The organism is Mycobacterium sp. AMU20-3851, from assembly GCF_043974665.1.
Classification (GTDB): Bacteria; Actinomycetota; Actinomycetes; order Mycobacteriales; family Mycobacteriaceae; genus Mycobacterium.
Window position 1 is genome coordinate 5448689 of record NZ_CP146371.1, and the last position, 22140, is coordinate 5470828.

At 64.9% G+C, this 22140-nt stretch carries 26 protein-coding genes; 12 read left to right on the top strand and 14 right to left on the bottom strand.

The features are described 5' to 3' along the window. The first annotated feature begins 3 nt into the window (after positions 1–3). The 3 genes from V4U86_RS26130 to V4U86_RS26140 are packed head-to-tail and all read left to right on the top strand — an operon-like array spanning position 4 to position 1524. Entirely contained in the window at positions 4–624 is a 621-nt protein-coding gene (locus V4U86_RS26130; protein WP_395308747.1) for a cytochrome c oxidase subunit 3 family protein, read from the top strand. A 1-nt stretch (position 625) separates the two neighbouring features. Next, positions 626–919: a cytochrome C oxidase subunit IV family protein gene (locus V4U86_RS26135; RefSeq protein WP_395308748.1), complete on the top strand. Its 294-nt coding sequence runs from the start codon at positions 626–628 to the stop codon at positions 917–919. A 44-nt stretch (positions 920–963) separates the two neighbouring features. Then, positions 964–1524: a DJ-1/PfpI/YhbO family deglycase/protease gene (locus V4U86_RS26140; protein ID WP_395308749.1), complete on the top strand. Its 561-nt coding sequence runs from the start codon at positions 964–966 to the stop codon at positions 1522–1524. Here the strand turns inward: V4U86_RS26140 and V4U86_RS26145 are convergent. The 6 genes from V4U86_RS26145 to V4U86_RS26170 form a co-directional block, all read right to left on the bottom strand. Further along, a complete protein-coding gene (locus V4U86_RS26145) occupies positions 1521–2141 on the bottom strand; it encodes a TenA family protein (RefSeq protein WP_395308750.1) in 621 nt (206 codons plus the stop codon). The two genes, V4U86_RS26140 and V4U86_RS26145, sit on opposite strands and share 4 nt — an antisense overlap. After that, positions 2138–2716, bottom strand: coding sequence for a TenA family transcriptional regulator (locus V4U86_RS26150; protein ID WP_395308751.1), 579 nt, complete (start codon positions 2714–2716; stop codon positions 2138–2140). The genes V4U86_RS26145 and V4U86_RS26150 overlap by 4 nt, the downstream gene beginning before the upstream one ends. Before the next feature lie 65 nt (positions 2717–2781). Then, positions 2782–3243 (bottom strand): ribose-5-phosphate isomerase, encoded by a 462-nt coding sequence (locus V4U86_RS26155; protein ID WP_395308752.1) that lies wholly within the window; start codon positions 3241–3243, stop codon positions 2782–2784. After that, positions 3240–4958 carry a dihydroxyacetone kinase family protein gene (locus tag V4U86_RS26160; RefSeq protein ID WP_395308753.1) on the bottom strand — a complete coding sequence of 573 codons (1719 nt, stop codon included), beginning with the start codon at positions 4956–4958 and terminating at the stop codon, positions 3240–3242. Before V4U86_RS26160 ends, V4U86_RS26155 begins: the two co-directional genes overlap by 4 nt. A gap of 13 nt (positions 4959–4971) precedes the next feature. Further along, positions 4972–5742, bottom strand: coding sequence for an SDR family NAD(P)-dependent oxidoreductase (locus tag V4U86_RS26165; protein ID WP_395308754.1), 771 nt, complete (start codon positions 5740–5742; stop codon positions 4972–4974). 11 nt (positions 5743–5753) lie between these two features. Then, complete coding sequence (locus tag V4U86_RS26170; protein WP_395308755.1) at positions 5754–6599, bottom strand: sugar phosphate isomerase/epimerase family protein; 846 nt, start codon at positions 6597–6599, stop codon at positions 5754–5756. A gap of 202 nt (positions 6600–6801) precedes the next feature. On the opposite strand from V4U86_RS26170, the gene V4U86_RS26175 reads away from it, so the two are divergent. From V4U86_RS26175 to V4U86_RS26195, 5 genes are read left to right on the top strand one after another with little or no spacing between them, the layout of a single operon-like run. After that, a complete protein-coding gene (locus V4U86_RS26175; protein WP_395308756.1) occupies positions 6802–8136 on the top strand; it encodes an MFS transporter in 1335 nt (444 codons plus the stop codon). Then, positions 8136–8972 carry a transketolase gene (locus tag V4U86_RS26180; RefSeq protein WP_395308757.1) on the top strand — a complete coding sequence of 279 codons (837 nt, stop codon included), beginning with the start codon at positions 8136–8138 and terminating at the stop codon, positions 8970–8972. Before V4U86_RS26175 ends, V4U86_RS26180 begins: the two co-directional genes overlap by 1 nt. Before the next feature lie 29 nt (positions 8973–9001). Beyond that, positions 9002–9952: a transketolase family protein gene (locus V4U86_RS26185; RefSeq protein ID WP_395312220.1), complete on the top strand. Its 951-nt coding sequence runs from the start codon at positions 9002–9004 to the stop codon at positions 9950–9952. A gap of 39 nt (positions 9953–9991) precedes the next feature. After that, positions 9992–10651: a GntR family transcriptional regulator gene (locus tag V4U86_RS26190; RefSeq protein ID WP_395308758.1), complete on the top strand. Its 660-nt coding sequence runs from the start codon at positions 9992–9994 to the stop codon at positions 10649–10651. 42 nt (positions 10652–10693) lie between these two features. Next, positions 10694–11278 carry a TetR family transcriptional regulator gene (locus V4U86_RS26195; RefSeq protein ID WP_395308759.1) on the top strand — a complete coding sequence of 195 codons (585 nt, stop codon included), beginning with the start codon at positions 10694–10696 and terminating at the stop codon, positions 11276–11278. A 103-nt stretch (positions 11279–11381) separates the two neighbouring features. Here the strand turns inward: V4U86_RS26195 and V4U86_RS26200 are convergent, their stop codons facing one another. Genes V4U86_RS26200 through V4U86_RS26210 form a run of 3 tightly spaced genes read right to left on the bottom strand, consistent with a single transcriptional unit; the run spans position 11382 to position 13365 of the window. Further along, a complete protein-coding gene (locus V4U86_RS26200; protein WP_395308760.1) occupies positions 11382–11879 on the bottom strand; it encodes a hypothetical protein in 498 nt (165 codons plus the stop codon). After that, positions 11876–13159, bottom strand: a complete 1284-nt coding sequence (locus V4U86_RS26205; RefSeq protein WP_395308761.1) for a cytochrome P450 — start codon at positions 13157–13159, stop codon at positions 11876–11878. Before V4U86_RS26205 ends, V4U86_RS26200 begins: the two co-directional genes overlap by 4 nt. Beyond that, a complete protein-coding gene (locus V4U86_RS26210; RefSeq protein ID WP_395312221.1) occupies positions 13156–13365 on the bottom strand; it encodes a ferredoxin in 210 nt (69 codons plus the stop codon). The genes V4U86_RS26205 and V4U86_RS26210 overlap by 4 nt, the downstream gene beginning before the upstream one ends. A 139-nt stretch (positions 13366–13504) precedes the next feature. On the opposite strand from V4U86_RS26210, the gene V4U86_RS26215 reads away from it, so the two are divergent. The 3 genes from V4U86_RS26215 (at position 13505) to V4U86_RS26225 (ending at position 16504) form a co-directional block, all read left to right on the top strand. Beyond that, positions 13505–14083 carry a TetR/AcrR family transcriptional regulator gene (locus tag V4U86_RS26215; RefSeq protein WP_395308762.1) on the top strand — a complete coding sequence of 193 codons (579 nt, stop codon included), beginning with the start codon at positions 13505–13507 and terminating at the stop codon, positions 14081–14083. 83 nt (positions 14084–14166) lie between these two features. Beyond that, positions 14167–15006, top strand: coding sequence for a mycofactocin-coupled SDR family oxidoreductase (locus V4U86_RS26220; protein WP_395312222.1), 840 nt, complete (start codon positions 14167–14169; stop codon positions 15004–15006). 43 nt (positions 15007–15049) lie between these two features. Further along, a complete protein-coding gene (locus V4U86_RS26225) occupies positions 15050–16504 on the top strand; it encodes an aldehyde dehydrogenase family protein (protein ID WP_395308763.1) in 1455 nt (484 codons plus the stop codon). Here V4U86_RS26225 and V4U86_RS26230 read toward each other — a convergent pair. The 5 genes from V4U86_RS26230 to V4U86_RS26250 all read right to left on the bottom strand — a co-directional run bounded on the left by V4U86_RS26230 (position 16489) and on the right by V4U86_RS26250 (position 21361). Further along, a complete protein-coding gene (locus tag V4U86_RS26230) occupies positions 16489–17166 on the bottom strand; it encodes an alpha/beta hydrolase (protein WP_395308764.1) in 678 nt (225 codons plus the stop codon). The two genes, V4U86_RS26225 and V4U86_RS26230, sit on opposite strands and share 16 nt — an antisense overlap. A gap of 269 nt (positions 17167–17435) precedes the next feature. After that, positions 17436–18899: an aldehyde dehydrogenase family protein gene (locus V4U86_RS26235; RefSeq protein ID WP_395308765.1), complete on the bottom strand. Its 1464-nt coding sequence runs from the start codon at positions 18897–18899 to the stop codon at positions 17436–17438. Continuing rightward, positions 18896–19651: a carboxymuconolactone decarboxylase family protein gene (locus V4U86_RS26240; RefSeq protein ID WP_395312223.1), complete on the bottom strand. Its 756-nt coding sequence runs from the start codon at positions 19649–19651 to the stop codon at positions 18896–18898. The genes V4U86_RS26235 and V4U86_RS26240 overlap by 4 nt, the downstream gene beginning before the upstream one ends. Positions 19652–19730: 79 nt before the next feature. Further along, on the bottom strand, positions 19731–20534 hold the full coding sequence (locus V4U86_RS26245; protein ID WP_395308766.1) for a mycofactocin-coupled SDR family oxidoreductase: 804 nt from the start codon (positions 20532–20534) through the stop codon (positions 19731–19733). Then, entirely contained in the window at positions 20531–21361 is an 831-nt protein-coding gene (locus V4U86_RS26250) for a mycofactocin-coupled SDR family oxidoreductase (RefSeq protein WP_395308767.1), read from the bottom strand. The genes V4U86_RS26245 and V4U86_RS26250 overlap by 4 nt, the downstream gene beginning before the upstream one ends. 79 nt (positions 21362–21440) lie before the next feature. Here V4U86_RS26250 and V4U86_RS26255 point away from each other — a divergent pair, with 79 nt between their 5' ends. Then, complete coding sequence (locus V4U86_RS26255) at positions 21441–22073, top strand: TetR family transcriptional regulator (RefSeq protein WP_395308768.1); 633 nt, start codon at positions 21441–21443, stop codon at positions 22071–22073. Positions 22074–22140 lie beyond the last annotated feature (67 nt).

Here is a 22140-nt window from a genome sequence, read left to right on the forward strand (position 1 = left end):
CGGATGACGCAATCCGACTCGTCGCTGACAGCGGCGGCACCCGATACAGACCGGACCGGGCACTCCCCGGCGACCCGCTCCGGCCATCTACCCGGTGACATCCACATGTGGGTGATGGTGCTGGGAGACATCATCATCTTCTCCAGCTACTTCGTCATCTACATGATCTACCGGAGCATGTCGCCCGAGGAGTACCTGCGTTCCCAGCAGCATCTCGATGTCAACATCGGCGTAATCAATACGGTTGTGCTGCTGACGAGTTCGTGGTTCATTGCGCGCAGCGTGTTGTCTGCCCGCTCGGGAGACCACGGCCGGGCGATCCGGTTCGTCTACAGCGCCGGCGCATGCGGCGTGGTGTTCATGGCACTGAAGGGCTACGAGTGGGCCGCCAAGATCGGGGCCGGTTACACCAACTCCGACGAGTTCTTCTCGTTCTACTACGTGATCACCGGGGTGCACTTCCTACACGTGTTCATCGGACTGATCGTGCTCGGCGTCGTGGTGCGGGACCTGCGCAACCCCGCGCGCCGGCGGATCTCCATGGTCGAGGCCGGAGCGACCTACTGGCACATGGTCGACCTGCTGTGGGTCATCATTTTCGCGCTGCTGTACGTGATGAGGTGACATGACGACAACGACAAGCGGCCGAACCACCACCGAACGCAAGCTGCTGTGGGCGTGGGCTGTTCTGGTCCTCATCACGGTCGGATCCTGGTGGCTGGCCCCGGCCCACTTCACCGAGACCATGCAGCCCAGCACGGGTGTCACCGCGCTGGTGCTGGCGATGATGTACGTCAAGTGCCGGATCGTCGTCCGCTCCTTCATGGAGGTCAACCACGCCCCACGGTGGCTCAAGATCGCGATGGACAGCTGGCTGGCCGTTCTGGTGGCCACGGTGTTCGCCATCTACCTGTGGTAGCCCACCCATGTTTGGGTGCGCCCGCAGCGGGCATGCCCATGGTCATGAGCGAAACACTGCACGATAAGAAGGTCGCCATCCTGGCCACCGACGGCGTCGAGCGCCGAGAGCTCGAGGAACCGCGCCGTGCGATCGAGGACGCCGGCGGCAGTACCGAACTGCTGTCCCTGTCCGAAGGCACGATCTCCGCGCGCGACCACGACCTGGAACCGGCCGGGGATTTCCCGGTGGACCGGCTGGTGGGCAAGGCCGCGATCGACGAGTTCGATGCGTTGGTCGTGCCCGGCGGAACGGTCAATGCCGACAAACTGCGCTCCGATGAGGCCGCGGTGGCGTTCGTCCGGGATTTCGTCAACTCCGGTCGGCCGGTCGCCGTCATCTGCCACGGGCCGTGGACCCTGGTCGAGGCCGGCGTCGCCGACGGACGGACACTGACCTCCTACCCCAGCTTGCGCACCGACCTACGCAATGCCGGTGCCACGGTGGTCGATGAGGAGGTGGTGGTGGACGGCAATCTCATCACCAGCCGCTCCCCCGACGATATACCGGCGTTCAACGCGGCGATCTACGCGGCCCTCACCAAAGCCGAAGCGGCGCAAGGCTAGTCCTGCGGGCTCAGCGCGGCGGTAAAAAATAGCAGTTCCAGACGCATGGCGCGACGGTAGGCCGCCCGGATGGCCGGGCCGTCGTCGCCGAGTCGATCGAGCAGCCGTTCCAACAGCGCGGCGACCTCCTCGAATCCGGGATCCGCATAGGTCTGCACCCACGCCGCGTAGGGGCCCGCCGCGCCCGCATCCAACGATCGACCGATGTGCGCGTACAGGCGCATGCACGGGGTCATCGCCGCGCACACCACACCCAGACCTCCGGTCGCCGCGGTGGCCAGCAGGAACTCCGTGTAGGCCAGCGTCGCCGTGGCCGGCGTGACACCGGCCATGTCGATACCCCATTCGGCCGCGTAGGAGGCGTGCAGCCCCAACTCCGCACGCACCCCGGCGAGCAGATCGGCGAAGGTCAGCAACGTCTCGGTATCGGTGCTGCGGGCCAGCGCCAATGCGTAAGCACGCGCGAAGGATTCGAGAAAGAATGCGTCCTGGGCGACGTATCCGGCGAACAGTCCGCGGTCCAGGGAACCATCCCCGATCCCGCGGACGAACGGATTGGCCAGGACGTCGGCGACGATATCGGCGTTCTCCGACCACAACTGGGATGAGAGGCTCATCGCTCACCCTCCGATCCATCGGAGAAGGCCATGTTCCAGAAGTCCACTTCCAATCGCAGCACCTCGGCGATCAGGTCCTGGTGATCATCGACCGCTGCGAGTGCGCCGAGCGCCTGCACATAGTCGGCGAAGTCGGGGACGGTCCAGTGGTCGATGAACTCGCCGAGGGGCGATGTCGGCGATTTCGCCGAGGTCCAGCCCAGCAGATACACCCGTTCGATCACCCACAGCGCGGTGACGGCAGCCGGATAGGGCGCATCATCGAGACGCTGCAGCAGATTCCGGTACCGCAGGGTGGCGGGAAGTGCCGGCACTTCGAGCGTGAGCCCACGCCGCGCGGCCTGCTCGGCGAACCAGTCGAGCTCGGCGACCAGCGCTGCGCATCCGCCGACAAGGGTGCCCTGCGCGGCGCGCGGGGCACGCGCGAGCAGCCTGGCCTGGAAGGTCAGTAGGTCCGCGACGAACAATGCGTCCTGGCACAACCAGCGATCGAAGGCCACGTCGGTGATGGTGCCGTCACGCACCGCGTCGAGAAACGGATGCCGGGTCGCGGCGCTCCAGAGGTCATCAGGCACGCTATGACCCTATCGGCGGGCTGGAACGAAACGAGCTGGGGACCGCGGAACAGCCCCCCGACCGGTCAGGCGTGCTGCGGTTCGTACCCGCAGATCGCGGCAACCTTGTCCGCGGACGCCGAGGCCGGGTCGAACCGATAGCCCAGCCATTCGGCAGCGAGCCGGCGGGCCAGTTCGATGCCGACCACGCGCTGACCGAAACACAGCACCTGCGCGTTGTTGCTGAGGACGGCGCGCTCCACCGAGAAGCTGTCGTGGGCGGTGACCGCCCGTACCCCCGGCACCTTATTGGCGGCGATGGCCACGCCGAGTCCGGTGCCACAGATCAGCAACGCCCGGTCGGCGTCACCGTCGGCCACCATCCGGGCCGCGGTGACCGCGACGTGCGGATACGCGGTGTGCTCGTCTGGTCCGACGCCCACGTCGACCACCGAGGCCACCCGCGGGTCCGCCTCCAGATCGGCGCGCAGGATGTCCCGGTACTGCAGGCCGGCGTCGTCACATCCGATGACCAGGCGCAGGCTCATCTTGTCTCCTCGATCAGTTCGGCCACCGTGTGGATGCACATGGCCAGCGATATGGCGCCCGCGTCGGGGGTCCCGACGCTGCGCTCGGCCAGCGGGCGGGCCCTGCCGACCTTGGGTCGTAGTTCGGCGGTCTGGGCCGCTGCCTTCTGGGCAACCTCGACCGAGGCGACCCAGGCTGCGCGCCAATCACTTCCACCGTCAACGGTCTGCTCGAACGAGTCGACGAACGGTCCGAGCGCGTCCAGCATGGTTTTGTCGCCGCGCTGGGCACCACCCAGCGCCACCAGCGCGTCATGCCCGGCGCGCAGCGCCGCGGCGACTTCCCTGTCACCGGGCTCCCCGATGTCGCCCAGTTGCCGGGCGGCCGAGGACAATGCGGCGCCCCACAGCACACCCGACGTCCCGCCGGCCTTGGCGGCCCAGGCTTCGCCGGCGGCGGTCAGCACCGCTGCGGCGCCACCTCCGGAATCGACGGTGGCAGCGGCCGCCCCGGCCGCCGCGGCGGTGCCCTTGACCATGCCGCGCCCGTGGTCGCCGTCACCGGCGACCGCGTCGATGCGCCCGAGTTCGTCCTCGGCAGCGGCCATCACCGCGGCGACCGTCGAAATCCCCTGCGCCACTGCCTTCCCCGCGCGACAGGACGGCGCGTCGCCGCGCACGACCGTGCGGGCCGCGCTGTCGCCGAGGGTGTCGGCACGCCGCGATCCGGAGGCCGCCGAGACAGAACCCTTCCGGTAGGCGGGGGTGTCGGCGGGGGCCGTCCACAGCCGCTCCAACTCGTCGTCGAGCCACATCACGGTCAGCGAACATCCGGCCATGTCCAAGCTGGTGACCAACTCCCCCACCTCGGGTGCCACCAGGGTGTGGCCGGCGTCGGCCAGCCGGGCCGAGACCGTCTTCCACACGACGAACAGCTCTTCGTACTTGGTGCGTCCAAGACCGTTGAGGATGACGGCAATTCGTCCGGTGGACCCCGGGGGCCTTTCGGCCAGTACGCCCTGGACCAGCAGTTCTGCCAATTCGGCGGCGGTCGGCATCTGGTGGCTGGACACCCCGGGCTCACCGTGGATCCCCAGACCGAGGTCCATCTGGCCGTCTTCGACGACGAACAACGGACGGTCCGCGCCGGGCATGGTGCACCCCTCGAACGCCACACCCAGGGTGCGGGTCGCCGCGTTGGCCCTGGCGGCCACCCGCTCCACGCCGTCGATATCGGCGCCCTCTTCGGCCATCGCACCGGCGCACCGGAATACCGTGAAGTCGCCGGCTATGCCCCGTCTTTTGGCAATGTCCTCCGGCGGCGCACTGGCGATGTCGTCGGTGACCGCCAGATAGCGCGCGTCGATGCCCTCGGCGCGAAGCTGCGCAACAGCCAGTCCGAAGTTCATCACATCGCCGGCGTAATTCCCGGTGATCAACAAGACGCCTGCGTCACCGTGGGCGGCACGGGCCACCGAGGCGGCCTCCTGCGCCGACGGTGAGGTGAAGATGTTTCCCACCACGGCCCCGTCGGCGAAACCGTGACCCACCACCCCGCAGAACGCGGGGTAATGGCCCGATCCTCCGCCGACGACCACAGCCACCTTGCCCGGCGGTGTCTCGACGGCCCGCACCACGCCACCCGGGACACCGACCACATACTGCGAGTTGGCGTCCAGGAAGCCGGCGAGCATGTCCTCGGTGAACGTTGCCGGGTCGTTGAACAGACGTGTCATCGAACTACCTCATCTAGTGAATGTGGCTGCCGCCGTTGATGTCAACGGTCGTCCCGGTCAAGTAGCCCGCATCGGCGCTGGACAGGAAGGTGATCACGGCGGCGACTTCCTCGGTCGTCGCGGTGCGACCGACCGGGATGGCGGCGGCCAACGCAGCTTCCTGATCATCGGTGGAACCGACGCGGATATTGGTGTCGACCGCCCCCGGGGTGACGGCATTGACGGTCACACCCTTGTCTGCGACCTCGCGGGCCAGCGCCTTGGTGAAGCCGAGGACGGCGGCCTTGGCCGACGAGTAGGGCACCTTGCCGAACACGCCGCCGCCGCGCTGCGCCGATACCGAGGACATGTTCACGATGCGCCCCCAACCCTGCTCGATCATCTCCGGCAGGAAGGCGCGGGTGACCAGATAGGTCCCGGTGGCGTTGACCGCGAAGACCTTGTTCCACAGTTCGAGGGTGGTTTCCAGGAACGGGACCGGCGAGGTGATGCCTGCGATGTTCGCCAGGGCACCGACCGGCGGGAGGTTGCCCGAGGCGACCTCGGCGGCCACCGCCGCCTGGGCGGCGGTCACCGACTCCTCGGACGTGACATCGACAGCGTGGCCGAATGCCGGTACCGCGTACTGGTTTCCGATCTCGGCGGCGACCTTGGCGCTCTTCTCGCCGTCCAGATCGAGGATGACGACGGCCCAACCCTCCCGCGCGTAGCGCTGGGCGACGGTCACGCCGATGCCCTTGTCGGAGGTGGCGCCGGTGATGACGGCGGTCTTCTCGATGGTCACGGTTGCTCCTTCTAGATCAGGTCGGAAATCAGGCGGGCGGCGGCGGCGGTCGCCGCAGGCCGTTCATGGTCGGTGATGTCGCGGGTTTCCAACTCCAGGGCGAAGTGCCCGGAATATCCGGCGGCGGCCAATTCCTTGATCCCGCGGGCGAAGTCGACCGCTCCGTTACCGACGGACAGGTTGATATTGCCGGGTACCGCATCACGGATGTGCACGTGCGTGATGCGCCCACCGACGTGGCCGACGTAGTCCACCGGGTCTCCTCCGGAGGCCACGATGTGGCTGAAATCCATCACGATGCCGACCCGGTCGTCGAGCCGGCTGTGCAGCGCGCGTGCGCGATCGAGGTTGAAACACAACCGGTGGAAGTGCAGGGATTCGGTCCAGAGTTCGACGCCGCGGGCCGCCGCAACACCCGCCGCCCAGCTCAATTCCGCGGCGACGCGGTCCAGGTCACTGTCCAGCGATTCGACAGGGTCGTGGTCCAGCGCCCCGCAGGGCAGGACGAGCGCCTGCGCACCGGTGGCGGCCGCGAGCGCCACCAGCATGTCCAGGTGTCGGGTCCGCGCGGCGCGCTGATCGGTGTCCAGGGACAGGTTCAGATCGCCGATATCCCCATTGATCGAACGCACCTCGAGACCGGATGCCGCGACGGTGCGGGCGACGTCGGTGACCGCGGTTGCGTCCAGCACGTACGGCACGTGGTCGCAGACGCCGGGGAGGGCGCCGAGGTCGATCTCGGTGAAACCCAGGTCGGCAATCGAGGTCAGGGCCTGTGCCAGCCTCTGGTGCCGAAAACTGATCGTCGAACAGCCGAGTCGGCTGCTGTAGGGACCCTCTGGGTTTGCGCTGGTCATCTCACCTCCACTTGTGATTGGCAACACAGTAACTGAGTTGACTGTTAACAGTCAACTGGCAACTTTTACTGCCTGTCGACTGTTGACATCAGGGTGTGGGCGTGCTCACACTGGGATGCGTTACCGCACTGTCAACCGTCGACAGTGATCGGGGCCGGAAGTTGGAACTCCAGGTAGAACTGGATTTGAAAGGATGTCCACCATGAGCGATGACGCTCTGAAGATGCGGGGCCCGGTGAACGGCACACCGGACGCCAAGCGCGTTGCCGTCGGCTCCGGTGTCGGCGCCGTGATCGAGACCTACGACTTCATCGGATTCGGAACTGCCGCCGCGCTGTACTTCGGCACCGCGTTCTTTCCCAACTCCAGTCCGGTCGCCGGCACGCTTGCCGCCTTCGCGACGCTCGGCGTCGGCTTCGCCGCCCGACCCCTGGGCGGCATCATCGGTGGCCACCTGGGCGACAAGGTGGGCCGCAAACCGGTCCTGGTCGCCTCACTGATCGTCATGGGCCTGGCCACCTTCGCCATCGGCCTGCTGCCGACCTATGCAGCGGTCGGCGTGCTGGCGCCCATCCTGCTGGTCACCGTCCGCATCATCCAGGGTCTGGCCTTCGGTGCCGAGTGGGGCGGGGCCATCCTGATGAGCTACGAGCACGCGCCGTGGAAGCAGAAGGGCCGCTATACCGGCATCGTGCAGGCCGGATTCCCCGTCGGGCTGTTGCTGGCCAACCTGACCTTCCTGGTCAGCGTCCACCTGCCCGGCGACTGGGCGTGGCGGGTGCCGTTCCTGGCCAGCCTGATCCTGGTCATCGTCGGCCTGATCATCCGGGCCAAGGTTCCGGAGTCACCGGTATTCGAGGACGTCAAGAGCGAAGGCCGGGTGGTCAAGTCGCCGGTCGTCGAGGTGGTCAAGAAGGACTGGCGAAACATCCTGCGCGGCATCGGACTTCGCATTGCGGAGACGGCAGGCTACGCGGTGTCGATCACTTACATGATCAGCTACCTCAAGAACTCCGGCCTGGCCACCGCCAGCCAGACCCTGACCGCGCTGTGCATCGCCTCGTTCCTCGGGATCTTCGCCACCTTCGGGTGGGCCTCGCTGACCGACAAGGTCGGCCGCCGGCCGGTGTATCTGGGCGTCTGCGCCCTCGGGATCCCGTTCGGTGTGCTGATGTTCGCCATGGTGAACACCGGCTTGATGCTGCTCATCGTCGCCACCTTCGTCATCGCCTACGGGGTGTGCCAGAACGCGCTCGCAGGAGCTCAGGGTGCCTGGTTCCCCGAACTGTTCACCGCCAACACCCGGGCCTCGGGAGCATCGCTGGCCTACCAGATCTCGGCGATGGTCTCCGGGTTCACGCCGTTCATCACCACCCTGCTGTTCGAGGGGTTCGGCTGGGTCGGCCCCGCACTGCTGTTCTCCGGCTATGCCGCCATCGGCCTGTGGGCCGCGCTGGCCACCCGCGAGACCTGGGGACCGGCCGAACGCAAGGCCGCCGACGCCGCTGCTGCCAAGCACCACGAGCTGGTCGCCTGATGCGGGCGGAACGGGTACGCCAGGCGGCGTACCGGATACGGCACCATGCCCTGAACATGGGTGAGGCCCAGGGCCAGGGCTACGTCGGTCAGGCCCTGGGCGCCGCCGACATGCTGGCCTGCGTCTACATCGACCAGCTGCGTTACCGGGCCGACGATCCGCACTGGGCCGGCCGTGACCGGTTCCTGCTTTCCACGGGCCACTACGCCATCGGCCTGTACGCGGCACTGGCCGAGGCAGGCATCATCTCCGTCGCCGAACTCGATACCTACGGTTCCGACGACTCCCGACTGCCGATGTCCGGAATGGCCAGCTACACACCGGGAATGGAGATTTCCGGCGGATCGCTGGGCCACGGACTGACGGTGGCGGTGGGGATGGCGCTGGGCCTACGGCATCAGGGTTCGGGCTCGCGGGTGATCAACTTCCTGTCCGACGGTGAGCTCGACGAGGGATCCACCTGGGAGGCCGCCATGGGCGCCTCGCACCATAACCTGGGCAACCTCATCGCGATGGTGGACATCAACGCGTTGCAGGCGGACGGACCGACCGCCGGTGTGCTGCGCACCGAACCGGTGGCCGACAAGTGGGCGGCTTGCGGGTGGCATGTCGCCCGGGTCGACGGCAATGACGTCGACGCGCTGCTCGGGGCCTTCGACGCCATCGACACACAGAGCACCGGCCGACCCTCGGTCATCCTGTGCGACACCAGGATCGGCCGTGGGGTTCCGTTGCTGGAGAACCGAGAGAAGGCGCATTTCATGCGCATCGATGCCGACGAATGGCAGATCTGCCGCGATCAGCTGACCGAGAACCAAGAGGGAGTACCAGCGTGAGCGCGCCTACCAAGCTCAAAACCTCGGCGATGATCGCCTCGTTCGCCGACCCGGGCCAGAAGACCAGTCCCGCGCCGTTCGGGCACGCACTGGTCAAGGCCGCGCAGGCCGATGAGCGGATCGTCGGCCTGACCGCCGATCTCGGCAAGTACACCGATATGCATATCTTCGCCAACGAATTCCCGGACCGGTTCTTCCAGATGGGTATGGCCGAGCAACTGCTCTTCGGCGCGGCGGCCGGCATGGCCGAGACCGGACTGGTGCCGTTCGCGTCGACCTACTCGGTGTTCGCGGCCCGGCGGGCGTACGACTTCATCTGCCTGGATATCGCCGAACCGAATCTGAACGTGAACATCATCGGCGGCCTGCCCGGCCTGACCACCGGCTACGGCCCGTCGCATCAGGCCACCGAGGATATCGCCATCTTCCGGGGCGTCCCCAACCTGACCATCGTGGATCCGTGCGACTCGGTGGACATCGAGCAGGCCGTCCCGCAGCTCGCCGCGCACGCCGGGCCGACCTATCTGCGCCTGCTCCGAGGGAACGTGCCCTGTGTCCTGGACGAGTACGACTACCGTTTCGAGCTCGGCAAGGCCAAGGTGCTACGCGACGGTGCCGACGTCGTGCTCATCTCCAGCGGGCTGATGACCATGCGGGCACTGCAGGCAGCCGAACAGCTTGCCGCGCACCGCGTTGATGCGGCCGTCGTGCACACCCCCACCATCAAACCGTTCGACACCGAAACGGTTCTGGCGCAGGTGGATACGGACCGGTTGGTGGTCACCTGCGAGAACCACACCGTCGTGGGTGGGTTGTTCGAGACGGTGGCCTCGGCCGCTGTGCAGCGCGGCGTTGCCAAACAGATAACGCCGGTGGCCCTGCCGGATGAGTTCCTGGCCGCCGGCGCGCTGCCGACCCTGCACGACCGCTACGGCCTGGCTACGGCACGTCTGGTCGCGACCGTCCTGGAACGGCTATAGAGTGTTGACATCTGAATGTTGACAGTCAAGGAGCACCGGATGTCCGTGGACTCCACCTCGCTGCTACGCCTGGAGAAGACCAGCCTGCGCGAGCAGGCACTCACCGCGCTGCGCCGGGCAATCACCACCGGTCAGCTGACACCCGGTACACACCTCGTGGAGACCGAACTGTCGGATGCGCTCCAGATCAGCCGCGGCACCCTGCGCGAGGCCATGCGCCAGTTACAGCAGGAGGGCCTGATCTCGGCCGGCGCCCGCGGCCGGCTATCGGTGCGACACCTGGACGCCAAGGAGATCCGGGACATCTTCAACGTCCGGGCCGCGCTCGAATCGCTGGCCGCCCGCGAACTCGCCTCGCGACCGGACCGCACGGAGACCGTCGCCACGCTGCGCGCCGCGGTGCACGAGATGGACCGGTGGGCGGAGGCCAACCTGGAGGACCGGATCGAAGCGGACCTGCGCTTCCACCGGACGATGTGCCAGCTCACCGGCAACGAGACGCTGGTGCACCAGTGGACCTCGCTGGAAGGCAGCATCCGGATGTCGATCATGTTCGCCGGGGTGGACCGCGCCATCAAGAACATGAACGCCAAGCGGCACCACGACATCGTGGACGCCATCGAATCGGGGGATGACACCCTCGCAGCGGCAACTGTGGCCGAGCACATGTCGGGCGCCGTGAGCACACTGGTTGGTTGAGTCCGCACACAGCTAAGCAAACAGGTGGGGGACAATAAAAAGGTGTCGGCACCTGATAGCTCAACCAGTCTGCGGGAACGCAAGAAGATCCAGACCCGGTCGGCAATCCGCCGTGCGGCCTTCGACTTGTTCTCCGAGCAGGGCTACGCCGAAACCACGATCGATCAGATCGCCGCGGCGGCCGACGTTTCGCCGCGAACCTTCTACCGCTACTTCGGAGTCAAGGAAGCGGTGCTGATCTCGGACGGCCACATCGGCCCGATCGTGGACGCGTTCGCCAAGGCGCCGTCCGAACTGTCGGTCATCGCCGCATACCGACACGCCGTCGCGCAGGTGTTCGGCGGCCTGACGCCGGCCGAACGCGAGGAGACCGTGGCCGGGGAACGGCTGATGTACGAGGTACCCGAAGCACGCGGTCTGGTGTACACCGAGTACGTCCGATTGATCGGCATGATCGCCGATGCGCTGGCCCACCGCCCCGACGCGCCGTCGGATCCGCTCGAACGCCGCGTCATCGCCGGGGCGATCGTCGGGGTCCTGATCTCGGCATCGCATGAGACGCCGCTGCCGGAAGACTCCCTGGACGCTTCCCTGTCCATCCTGGAAGCCAAGCTCTCGGGCCGCTGACTCACTCTGCGGCAGTCCGTTTCGTTGCCTCGTACCCTGCCGTGAGCCATGATTCCCGCGCCGGCTTGCCGACGTTCGCGACCTCCTTCGGGCCGGCAGCCGATCAGGACGCGCGGCTCAGCCGGAACGGCATCTCGATCACCGTTGGGGCGTTGGCACCGCAGGACCCGCCATCCGTCGCGGTCCGGTCGATTCCGGCGAAGACGTCCGAACCTAGCTCCATCTGACCGTTCGCCACGTTGACCGGATAGAACCGGAACAGCTGCCGCCCGGTCGCGGTGCCCCCACCAGCGCAGTGCTGCCAGTCGGGAATCTCCCGGCGGACGTACCACATGCCATTTGTGGTGGAAATAGTTGCCGTCCAGCCTTGGTCGCTGCTGACGATGCCTTCACAGATCTGGTACATCGTGCAGGTGGTGCTGATGGTCCAGGTACTGACCACCGTCTGTTCGTCCATGTACACATTGTTGGTGCGAGCCCGATCGCCGTTCGACACAGCATTGAACACCCCGTTGACGGCACCGAACTCGTCGGCATGTGCCATCGACGTGCCAAGCGTGGCATAGGCGAGTAGTCCGGTCGCAGCGATGCGCGCGATCAACCGGCGGCGGGGGTGAACTCGATATGCAGCTCCGTGAGGCCGCGCAACAAGAAGGTCGGCTCGTAGAAATAGTTGCGAGCCCCGATGGCACCGTGCACAGAAGTATCAATTCTGATGTCGGACATCCGGTCCAGCAGCCTTCTGACGGTGATCTGCGCTTCGACCCGTGCCAGCGGTGCACCCGCGCAGGTGTGGATTCCGCGCCCGAAGGCGATGTGCTCGCGGACGTTTTTACGATCCGGTCGGAATACATGTGGATCCTCGAACTTGCGCGGATCTCGGTTGGCCGCACCCAGACACAGCATCACGATCGTCCCGGCAGGCAGCGACACCCCGCCGAGGGTGGTGCTCTTGCGGACGAGCCGGAAATCGACCTTTGTGGGAGAGTGCATCCGCACGGCCTCCTCGATGAACGCCGGGATGCGGTCGGGTTCGTCGCGGAGCAACTGCTGGAACTCGGGGCGATCTCCCAGCGTCTGCACCGCCGCGGACAGCAGCTTGGTCACGGTTTCCTGACCCGCGGCGAACAGAAACGTCGCCGGCTTGACCAGTTCGATGAGTTCCGGGGTTGAACCGTCGGGATATTTCGCGGCAGCCATTCCGCTGAGAACATCCTCGCGCGGTGCGCGGCGACGTTCGGTGAGGTATCCGAGAAACTTGTCGTCGAGGTATTTCAACGGATCCAGCCCCACGGGTTCACCGTCGAGCGCGCCCACCCGGTTGCCATCAGGCCGTTCGGCACCGAGCGCGGCGAGGAATTCCGGCCGGTCCTCCTCCGGTACGCCGAGCAGGTCGATGATCGCCGATGTCGCGAACGGCTTTGCATACTCGGACAGGAACTCGCATCGACCGTTGTCGATGAACTGGTCGATCTGACTGTCGACCAGTCGCCACATGTAGTCCTCGTTCTCCTTGAGACGACGAGGCGTGAGCAATTTGCTCAGCAGCGAGCGAGCCTTCTCGTGTGCTGGAGGATCCATCACCACCATGTGCTCATGGATCGGGAAGAGGTGGCGGTGCGCCTCGATCTGCGCGCTGATGTCGTCCCCTTCGGGCGTGAACGGCAATGGCGGGAACGGGCCGCCGATCGCATTGACCGCCGAGAACGACTCATGATCCTTGAAGGCCGCCATGACTTCCTGATAACCGGTGACAGCTACAACCCCGTAGTGCGGCTCACGGGTCACAGGGCCCAACTCGCGCATTCGATCCCAGTACTCATAGGGCGATTGGCTGATTGCTGGGTCCGAGAAGAAGTCCGCCTCGGCAAGATCGGTCATGGCTGGGTCCTTTCGGGTTGCTCTTCGCGGATGCTGATCGCTCCGCGTGGGCACGCATCAATCGCGGCACGAACCGCGGGCCACAGGGCTGGGCTCGGTTGCTGCAAGCATGAGGCGACGTCGTCATCACCGACATCGAAAACCTCCGGTGCAGTGTCAAGACATAACGCATGCCCTTCACACAGCTTCGGGTCGACGGTGACCATCCGTTGCACAGCCATCCCGCACCTCCATCCGAGCAGATTGTGACATAAACCTGATCGATCGACCAGACTGTTAGAATGCCGCATGCCTATCACGGCCCGTCGGCGACGGTCAACCATTCAGCGGTCCGGAGACCACTGAATGGCCACCTCCAGCAGAACACGGTCAACAGATCCGGGTGCGCGGGAACGACTGATCGAAGCCACCGCGAAAATCATGCGCGACGAGGGATACGCCGCGGCCACATCGCGGCGCGTGGCGGCCACCGCAGGCGTCAAGCAGGCCCTCGTCTACTACTACTTTCCGACGATGGACGATTTGTTCGTCCAGGTTCTGCGCACCGGCGCGGATGCATCACTGAACAGCATGCGGGCGGCGCTCACAGATCATGACCCCATACGGGCTTTATGGCTGATGAACAGCGATAACAGCATGAGCATACTCAGCACGGAGTTCATGGCACTGGCCAACCATCGCAAGGTGATCCGAACCGAGCTCCGCGCCTACGCGGAACGAGTTCGCGATATCGAAGCCGCGGCTGTTGCGGTGGCCCTGCGCGCCCGGGGCATAGACATGGAGAGATACCCGCCGGTTGCGGTCTCGATGCTGATCGCACAGATCGCACGCAGCCTCTGCAACGAGGAGGCCGTCGGGGTGACGCTGGGGCACGCCGAGCTGCGCCAACTCGTCGAAGCGCAACTCGATGCCTTGAGCTCCTAACCCAAGGGGTTGACAGCCGGGCCTCTTCGGGCCTAGCTTCCTGATCGATCGATCAGGAATCGTCAACCAGAATGAGGTGGATCGTGACAGGACGAGTAGCGGGCAAGGTCGCCTTCGTCACCGGCGCAGCACGCGGACAAGGTCGCAGCCACGCAGTGCGACTCGCCGAAGAGGGGGCCGACATCATCGCGGTCGACATCTGCGGCCCGATCACCCCGGACGCGCAGATTGCACCGTCCACCCCGGACGACCTGGCAGAGACTGCGGATCTGGTCAAAGGCCTCAATCGCCGGATCGTCACCGCCGAGGTCGACGTCCGTGACTTCGACGCCCTCAAGGAAGCCGTGGACAACGGTGTCGAGCAACTGGGCCGGCTGGACATCATCGTCGCCAACGCCGGTATTGGCAACGGCGGCGAGACGCTGGACAAGACCGCCCAGCATGACTGGGACGACATGATCGGTATCAACCTTTCCGGAGTCTGGAAAACCGTGAAGGCCGCTGTGCCACATTTGATCTCTGGCGGTCAGGGCGGCTCGATCGTGCTCACCAGCTCGGTAGGCGGATTGAAGGCGTACCCGAACACCGGTCACTACATCGCAGCCAAGCACGGCGTGATCGGACTGATGCGGACCTTCGCTGTCGAGCTGGGGCAGCACTTCATTCGCGTCAACGCGGTATGTCCGACCAACGTCAACACACCCATGTTCATGAACGAGGGCACGATGCGGCTGTTCAGGCCAGACCTGGAGAACCCGGGTCCCGACGATATGGCCGTGGTCGCACAGTTGATGCACGTGCTGCCGATCGGCTGGGTCGAGCCTGTCGACATCAGCAATGCCGTGCTGTTCCTGGCCTCGGATGAATCCCGCTACGTGACAGGCCTCCCCGTCACGGTCGACGCGGGAAGCATGCTGAAATAGCCGCTCCCCCATCCCCCAACACAACGGATATAGGTACGACTGCATGACATTCCAGGCAGTGCTCGACGAGATCTGCCGGCGGCCCGGCACCGGTGAGACGATCACGATCGTCGACCCGGTGACCGAGGAAACTATCGGCGAGTTCAGCGACGGAGGCCCTGCCGCCGTGGACGAGGCCGTGGAACGGGCCCGGTTTAGCTACGAAAGCGCCGTCTGGCACGGCAAGCCGGGGTCCGAGCGAGCCAAAATCCTCTGGCGTGCAGCCGATCTCATCGATGAGAACGCAGATCTGCTCGCCGAGATCGATTCTCGCAACACCGGCATGCCGCTCATGCAGTCCCGCGCGATCATGGGGACCAGCGCGGAGATCTTTCGCTACTACGGTGGTTGGTGCACCAAAGTCAACGGCATTGCACACGACGTGCAACAAACCGGTGGGATCACCGGCGCCTTCTCCAATATGCACGGATACACTCTCAAGCAACCCTACGGTGTGGTCGGTCTGATCTTCCCGTGGAACGGACCGGTCTTCAACGCCTGCACCAAACTGGCGCCGGCGCTGGCTGCTGGCTGCAGCAGTGTCGTCAAGCCGGCAGAGGAAACGCCGCTGTCGGCACTGGTCATCGACAAGCTGCTGACGCAGGCGGGTGTCCCTGACGGGGTGGTGAACCTGGTCACCGGTTACGGACATACCGCCGGGGCGGCGATGTGCGAGCACCCTGACATCGAGAAAGTGGCTTTCACCGGTTCCACCGAGGTGGGCAAAAAGATCGTGCAGGCAGCGACCGGAAACCTCAAGCGAGTGGCGCTCGAACTCGGCGGCAAGTCGCCGGTGCTGATCTACGACGACGCCGACCTCGATACCGCAATCCTGATGGCTGCGATGGGCATCTTCATTCACTCCGGACAGGGCTGTATCAGCGGGTCCCGGATATTCGCCCAGCGCAAGGTCTATGACCGGGTCCTGGAAGGCATTGCAGGACTGGCCAACACGCTCAAGCTGGGCGGCCCCGACGAGGCTGACGCCTTGATCGGACCGCTGATCAGCCAGAAGCAGCTGAACCGCGTGATGGGATTCATCGACGAGGGCAAGGACGCCGGGGTGGAGGTGGTCGCCGGCGGGCATCGACTCGACCGGCGTGGATACTTCGTACATCCGACGGTGCTGACCGACGTCGATCCGTCAATGCGGCTGTACCAGCAGGAGATCTTCGGACCTGTCGTGCCGATCCTTCCGTTCGACGAGGACGACGAGGTCCTGGCGCTGGCCAACAACTCCGACTACGGCCTGGCCGCGACAGTCTGGACCAGGGACATCGGTAGAGCCCATCGACTGGCCAAGCGCCTGGATTCCGGGACCGTCACCGTCAACTGCCAGATGGTCTTCGACCACTCGATGCCCTTCGGTGGCTGGAAGCAGTCGGGTTGGGGTTATGAATGGGGCCGGGATGGCGTGGAGTCGTTTCTCAAGACCAAGAGCGTCTACGCGCAGCTCTGAGGTGCGGCGAGCCCCAGGCAGTTCCGCAGCATTGCACACTGACCTCGAAAGAATGCCTCAGACACCGACGCTGTCGGGGCCACTGCATCGAAGCCGTGGAACGCGCCCGCCACAACGACGAGGTCGCACGAGACGGCGGCCTCGGACAAACGGCGGGCGTACTCACGCGCCTCGGCACACAGGATGTCCCGATCTCCGACACCTATCCAGGCCGGGGCCAACCCGCCGAGGTCGTGCCTGCGTGCCGGCACCGCCATTGCCGGGTCGGCACAGGAGAGGTAAGCAGACCAGCCAAGCCGACTGCTGCCGGCGTTCCACAACCGGCGCACCGCGAACCCGGGGTCGTGATACCGCGATGGACGGTCATCGAGCATCGGATAGAGCAGCACCTGCCCCGCCAGGGTGATCTCTGCGCGGTCATGGACCTGCTGGGCCAGCGCAGCCGCCAAGCCACCACCCGCACTCGCGCCCACCACAGCCAGCCGGGCCGAGTCGATCTCGGGCTGCACAGCCATCCATGCCAACGCCTCGTAACAATCCGTCAGAGCAGCAGGATAAGGGTGTTCCGGAGCCAGCCGGTAGTCCACCGCTACGACCACTACTTCGAGTTCGTTCGCATAGCGACGGCACAGCCGATCATCCATCGCCGCGGAGCCGAGCACGAATCCGCCACCATGTATCCACAACAACGCCGCACCGGCACGTTCTGGCACCGCGGGCGGGCGGTGAATGCGAACAGCTATGCCAGACGGCAGTGTGCGGACCGAAGTCTGCGGATGGCTCGGTGCCCTTGCCACAATCCTGCTAAACAGCTTCACCGTGGTCGGGCTGACGAGCGTACGTGGGAGAAACCGGGCATGCCAGCGCAACTCTGGATGAAACTCGCGGGCTGTGAGCCGCCGCAGAATCCCAGCCACCTTCACCGCGGGGCTCAGCTCAGGCCGATGCGAATATTCTTGACCTGCTGGAACTCCCGCAGACCCTCGAGGCCTCCGGTGCGTCCAGCTCCACTGTGCTTGTAGCCCCCGTACGGACCCTGCGGCGATATCCGACTGCCCTGGTTGATCCACACCGATCCGGACTGCAACTGCCGCGCCACCGTGTGGGCACGCGCCAGATCCTGAGTATGCACGAAGGCGTTCAGGCCGTACGGCGTATCGTTGGCGATCCGCACCGCCTCGCGATCCTCGGTGAAGCGGATGAGCGACACCACCGGACCGAAGGTCTCGGTCTGTGCCAGTGTCGAGTTGTTGTCCACATCCCCGAGCACCGTCGGTTCGATGAAGTAGCCCTGCCCCAGTAGGCCGTCGGTGATCCGATTTCCGCCCGTGAGCAATTGACCGCTGCCCTGGTCGACAGCGTCACCGACAACTCCGAGAATGCGTGATGCTGCAGAATCCGAGATAACCGGACCGAAGCTTGTGGACGGGTCCAGTGGGTCGCCGATGCGCGCGGACGAGATAACGCCCAGAAATCGTTCGACAAACGCCTCGTACACAGCCTCGTGCACGAGAATCCTGCTCGCGCACGCGCAACTCTGACCGGCCTGCATGAGCGGTCCCTGATGGGCCGACCGTGCGGCGGCGGTGTCGAGGTCGGCATCGTCGAAGATGATGTTGGCCGATTTGCCGCCCAATTCGGTGACGACAGGTGTCAGATTGTCCGCTGCGGCCCGCAGGATGTGACGTGCGGTGTCCCCGCCACCGGTGAAGTGGATCTTGCCGATCCCCGGATGCCGTACCAGCGCGTCACCGCCGCCCCCGGTGGCCGGGAGGACATTGACCAGACCGGGCGGTAGGCCGGCATCCAGACACAATTCACCAAACCGCAGGGCAGCCAACGGTGCAAGCTCAGATGGCTTGAAGAGCACCGCATTTCCGGCGGCCAGGGCGGGTGCAACGCAGGCCGCGGCGACGACGAGCGATCCGTTCCACGGGGCAATGACGCCGACGACTCCGTAGGGCTCACGCTCGATGAAGTTGAGATCACTGCTGCCACTGACCGGGGTGCTCGACCCATGCGGCTTGTCGACGTAACCGGCGAAATGCCGAAGAAACTGGTCGAGCATTACCGCATTGCCTGCGTATGAAATGGGCACGCCATAGTCGCGTGTGTTGAGTTCGGCAAGTTCACCCAGATGCTCTCGCACGACGTCGGCGAGATCGATCAACTTGTCACGGCGCTGATCAACGGTCAGCGCGATCCATTCCCGGTGTGCTTCCGCCGCCACCGATACGGACAGGTCTATCTCCGCGGCACCAGCCAGGGCGACTGTCGCATTCGGTTCGCCGCTGGCTGGGAAGATGTGCGGATGTAGACCCGCCGACGTCTGGGTAGGCCGATCCGATCCGATGAGCAACCCGATGAGATCGAGGTCGCCCTCAGCCGCCGTCACGGGCCCGACACTCCGTCCTCGGCCCATTCCTTGGTCACCCGCTCCTTCTGCTCGGCAATCACCTGGTTGAGATGAGATCCTTTCGGCCACCCGTAATGCGCGGCGAAATGTAATGCGACCTCGTCCATTTCGTCAAACGAGATGTCCCGACTCTTCAGGGCTGCATAGACATGACTGAGGATAGGGTAAGGAGAATCCTGAAAAGCGACGCAGGCCACCGTGATCAGGCGACGCTCCTTCATGCCGAGATCGGGCCGCAACCACATTTCGCCGAAAACAAAGTTCAGGATTCCCGCACCCTGGAACGGGTTATCCCGCCGCGGCGCGAAGGGTAGGCAGTTGATGTCCTTGAACGACTGCTCGCCGACCGTGAGACGGGCTTCCGGATCACTCGGCGTGCTAAGTGGCAATAAGGGTTTGGAAGGCGGCACCGGAAGGTCCCTTTCCTGGTGGATGCGCTCCCACTGTTCGTCGACGACCGTGTTGAAGCGCGAGGCCTTGGGCCAGCCCGCATAAACCGCAAAATGCAGTACGGTTTCTCGCATCTCGACGATGCTGAGATCCCCGCTGTTGAGCGCAGCGTAGACATGGTCACGCATCGGCCCCTCGGAGTCCGCCGCTGCGACACAAGGCAGCGTGACGAACCTGCGTTCCCGACGGGTCAGCCCGGTCCGCTGCCAGACCTCGGCAAAGACGAAGTCGAGCAGGTGCTGCGTCGCAGGAGAAGAATCCACGGGGGCCGGCACCGTCATGATCTCGGCGTAAGCCTGTCGGCCGCGTTCCAGTCGATCTGTGGCCAGTGCACTCACATCAGGTCCTTTTTCGGGTGGGTCATCGGATGGTGACGCCGGCATCGACCTTGAACTCCAAACCGGTGACGTAGCGAGCCTCGTCGGAGATCAAGAACAGAACGGCGTTGCTGATGTCGACCGCCTCGGCCATGACGATCGGTAGGGCGTTCTGAAATATCGGTCCCAGATCGCTGCGCGTGTCGTGAAGCAGTTGGTGCAGTGAGGCCGGTTGCATTCCGGTGGGTACCCCGGTCGGATGTACCGTATTGACTCGTATGTTCGCTGCCGCGAGTTCGTTTGCCAGCGCCTTACTCAGGCCCACGACACCGGCTTTCGACGCTGTGTAGGGCGTGTGCAGCGGTGAGCCCTTGATGCCGGCCGCTGAGCTGACGTTGATCAGGCTTCCGCCTCGGTCGAGGAGGTGCGGGATGGCAGCCCGGCACGTGTTCCACGTTCCGATGAGGTTGACGTCCAAGACGGTGCGCCACTGCCCCGCACTAGTGGTGTCCCATGTTCCGCCCGTCAGTACGCCCGCATTCGCGACGGCCGCGTCGAGTCCGCCCAGCTGCTCGACACCGTCGTCGACGGCTGCGGACAGTGCCAGCTCGTCGCGCACGTCGACCACACGGGTCACCGCCCGACGACCAGTCTTCTCCACCAGCGACGCCGTTTCATTCAAATCTTCAACCGTGGCAAGCGGATACTCGATCTCCGGCAGCGACTCACAGATATCGACCAGAATGAGATCGGCGCCCTCTTCGGCCAATCGCAAGGCATGACTGCGTCCCATGCCGCGGGCAGCTCCGGTGATCAGAACCCGTTTATCCTCGACACGTCCGCTCATAGCTTGTTGCAGAATCCGGCATCGACCGGGAACGTGACCCCGGTGACGTACTTGGCCTGATCGGAGACCAGATATGAGACCGCAAAGCTGATGTCCTCGGGCTCGAGCAGCGAGACCGGCATCGGATTTTGCAGGTGCGGCCCGCCGTCTGGATACGCCTCCAAGAACGCTGTCATGGCAGGGTTGGTCGCCATCATGGTGTTGACCGCGGTGGGATGCACGGTGTTTACCCGAATACTGTGTGGTGCAAGAGCATTGGATAGGGTCCGCATCAACCCGACGATGCCGTGCTTGGACGCCGCGTAACCCAGACCGCCGCCCTGCGCGCCGCCGAAGCCCTTCAAACCCGCAGTCGAACTGGTGAATACGATGGCACCACCCCGCCCTCCGGCGATCAGGTGCGGGATTGCCGCCTTGGCGGTGTGAAAGGAACCGACCAGGTTTACATCGATGACCGCACTCCACATCTCAAGGTCTTCTTCGATACTGACTTCGCGAAACGCGGTGGGCGCTATACCGGCATTGGCGAGCACAATATCCAGCCGGCCGAAGTGTTCCACGCCGGAATCGAGTGCCGACTTGAGCGCGCCGAAATCACGCACGTCCGCTACCGACCCCACCATCCTTCCACCCGCTGCTTCGACGAGCGCGACGGTTTCGTCCAACTCTTCGGGGGACGCCATCGGATAACCGTTCGCGTCGATGTCGGCGCAGATGTCCACGCCGATGATGTCAGCACCCTCGGACGCCAGACGGAGTGCATGACTGCGCCCCTGACCACGCGCCACGCCCGTGATGAAGGCGACCCTACCGTCCAGTGAACCCATTGCTCCTCGCTTCGCATACGTCGAGTAACCGCGTTACTCCGGGTACAGTAACGTGGTTACTCGCAGAAGGGCAAGGGTCATGGAGTCGTGCGTTGCGCCCACCGATGGCCACGACCGTTTGCTCGACGTGGTCGCCGAGATGCTTGAGGTGGACGGGTATGACGCCGTGCAACTGCGGGCGGTGGCGCGCACCGCACAAGTGTCCTTGTCCACCATCTACAAGCGGTACGGCACCCGCGACGAGCTGATCATGGCTGCCTTACAGCACTGGATGCAGCGGAACCGGTACGCAGACGTCGGCACTCATTCGACCGGCCCTGGCAGATCGTTGCACGAGTCGCTGATGCAACTGCTGCGGCCGATCTTCGAGCCCTGGGAACGCCATCCACGGATGCTTACCGCCTACTTCCGAGCGCGATCTTCAACTCAGGGACAGAAGTTGTTTCGCTTCGGCCTTGAACTAGTGGCACCTGCCGGATTGGAATTACTGGCAGACGTGGACGACGAGTTCGCGGCAAGCCTCGACGCCATTGTCACCACTGTCATCTACGGCCTTCTCAGTAGGCACTCGGCAGGCGAGATTGCCGTCACCGACATCATCCCGATCCTGGATCAGACCGTCTACTGGGTGATCCGCGGATACGAAACCGGTGGCGACAGTGCCGCCGAGGTGGCTAATACCTCGGCGACAGTGCCCAAATCAGTTCGATGACCGACCAACCGGCCTTTCGCCCGGACCCAACAGCTGGTCCGCGAGTGCCTCCAAAGGCGTCGATTAC

Coding starts and splice junctions, on each gene's coding strand:
- V4U86_RS26145 (WP_395308750.1), bottom strand. CDS start 2,141: ATGAGCCTCTCATCCCAGTTGTGGTCGGAGAACGCCGATATCGTCGCC.
- V4U86_RS26170 (WP_395308755.1), bottom strand. CDS start 6,599: ATGACCAGCGCAAACCCAGAGGGTCCCTACAGCAGCCGACTCGGCTGT.
- V4U86_RS26160 (WP_395308753.1), bottom strand. CDS start 4,958: ATGACACGTCTGTTCAACGACCCGGCAACGTTCACCGAGGACATGCTC.
- V4U86_RS26180 (WP_395308757.1), top strand. CDS start 8,136: ATGCGGGCGGAACGGGTACGCCAGGCGGCGTACCGGATACGGCACCAT.
- V4U86_RS26140 (WP_395308749.1), top strand. CDS start 964: ATGAGCGAAACACTGCACGATAAGAAGGTCGCCATCCTGGCCACCGAC.
- V4U86_RS26135 (WP_395308748.1), top strand. CDS start 626: ATGACGACAACGACAAGCGGCCGAACCACCACCGAACGCAAGCTGCTG.
- V4U86_RS26245 (WP_395308766.1), bottom strand. CDS start 20,534: ATGAGCGGACGTGTCGAGGATAAACGGGTTCTGATCACCGGAGCTGCC.
- V4U86_RS26215 (WP_395308762.1), top strand. CDS start 13,505: ATGGCCACCTCCAGCAGAACACGGTCAACAGATCCGGGTGCGCGGGAA.
- V4U86_RS26185 (WP_395312220.1), top strand. CDS start 9,002: ATGATCGCCTCGTTCGCCGACCCGGGCCAGAAGACCAGTCCCGCGCCG.
- V4U86_RS26175 (WP_395308756.1), top strand. CDS start 6,802: ATGAGCGATGACGCTCTGAAGATGCGGGGCCCGGTGAACGGCACACCG.
- V4U86_RS26225 (WP_395308763.1), top strand. CDS start 15,050: ATGACATTCCAGGCAGTGCTCGACGAGATCTGCCGGCGGCCCGGCACC.
- V4U86_RS26255 (WP_395308768.1), top strand. CDS start 21,441: ATGGAGTCGTGCGTTGCGCCCACCGATGGCCACGACCGTTTGCTCGAC.
- V4U86_RS26250 (WP_395308767.1), bottom strand. CDS start 21,361: ATGGGTTCACTGGACGGTAGGGTCGCCTTCATCACGGGCGTGGCGCGT.
- V4U86_RS26240 (WP_395312223.1), bottom strand. CDS start 19,651: ATGACGGTGCCGGCCCCCGTGGATTCTTCTCCTGCGACGCAGCACCTG.
- V4U86_RS26190 (WP_395308758.1), top strand. CDS start 9,992: ATGTCCGTGGACTCCACCTCGCTGCTACGCCTGGAGAAGACCAGCCTG.
- V4U86_RS26130 (WP_395308747.1), top strand. CDS start 4: ATGACGCAATCCGACTCGTCGCTGACAGCGGCGGCACCCGATACAGAC.
- V4U86_RS26155 (WP_395308752.1), bottom strand. CDS start 3,243: ATGAGCCTGCGCCTGGTCATCGGATGTGACGACGCCGGCCTGCAGTAC.
- V4U86_RS26205 (WP_395308761.1), bottom strand. CDS start 13,159: ATGACCGATCTTGCCGAGGCGGACTTCTTCTCGGACCCAGCAATCAGC.
- V4U86_RS26210 (WP_395312221.1), bottom strand. CDS start 13,365: ATGGTCACCGTCGACCCGAAGCTGTGTGAAGGGCATGCGTTATGTCTT.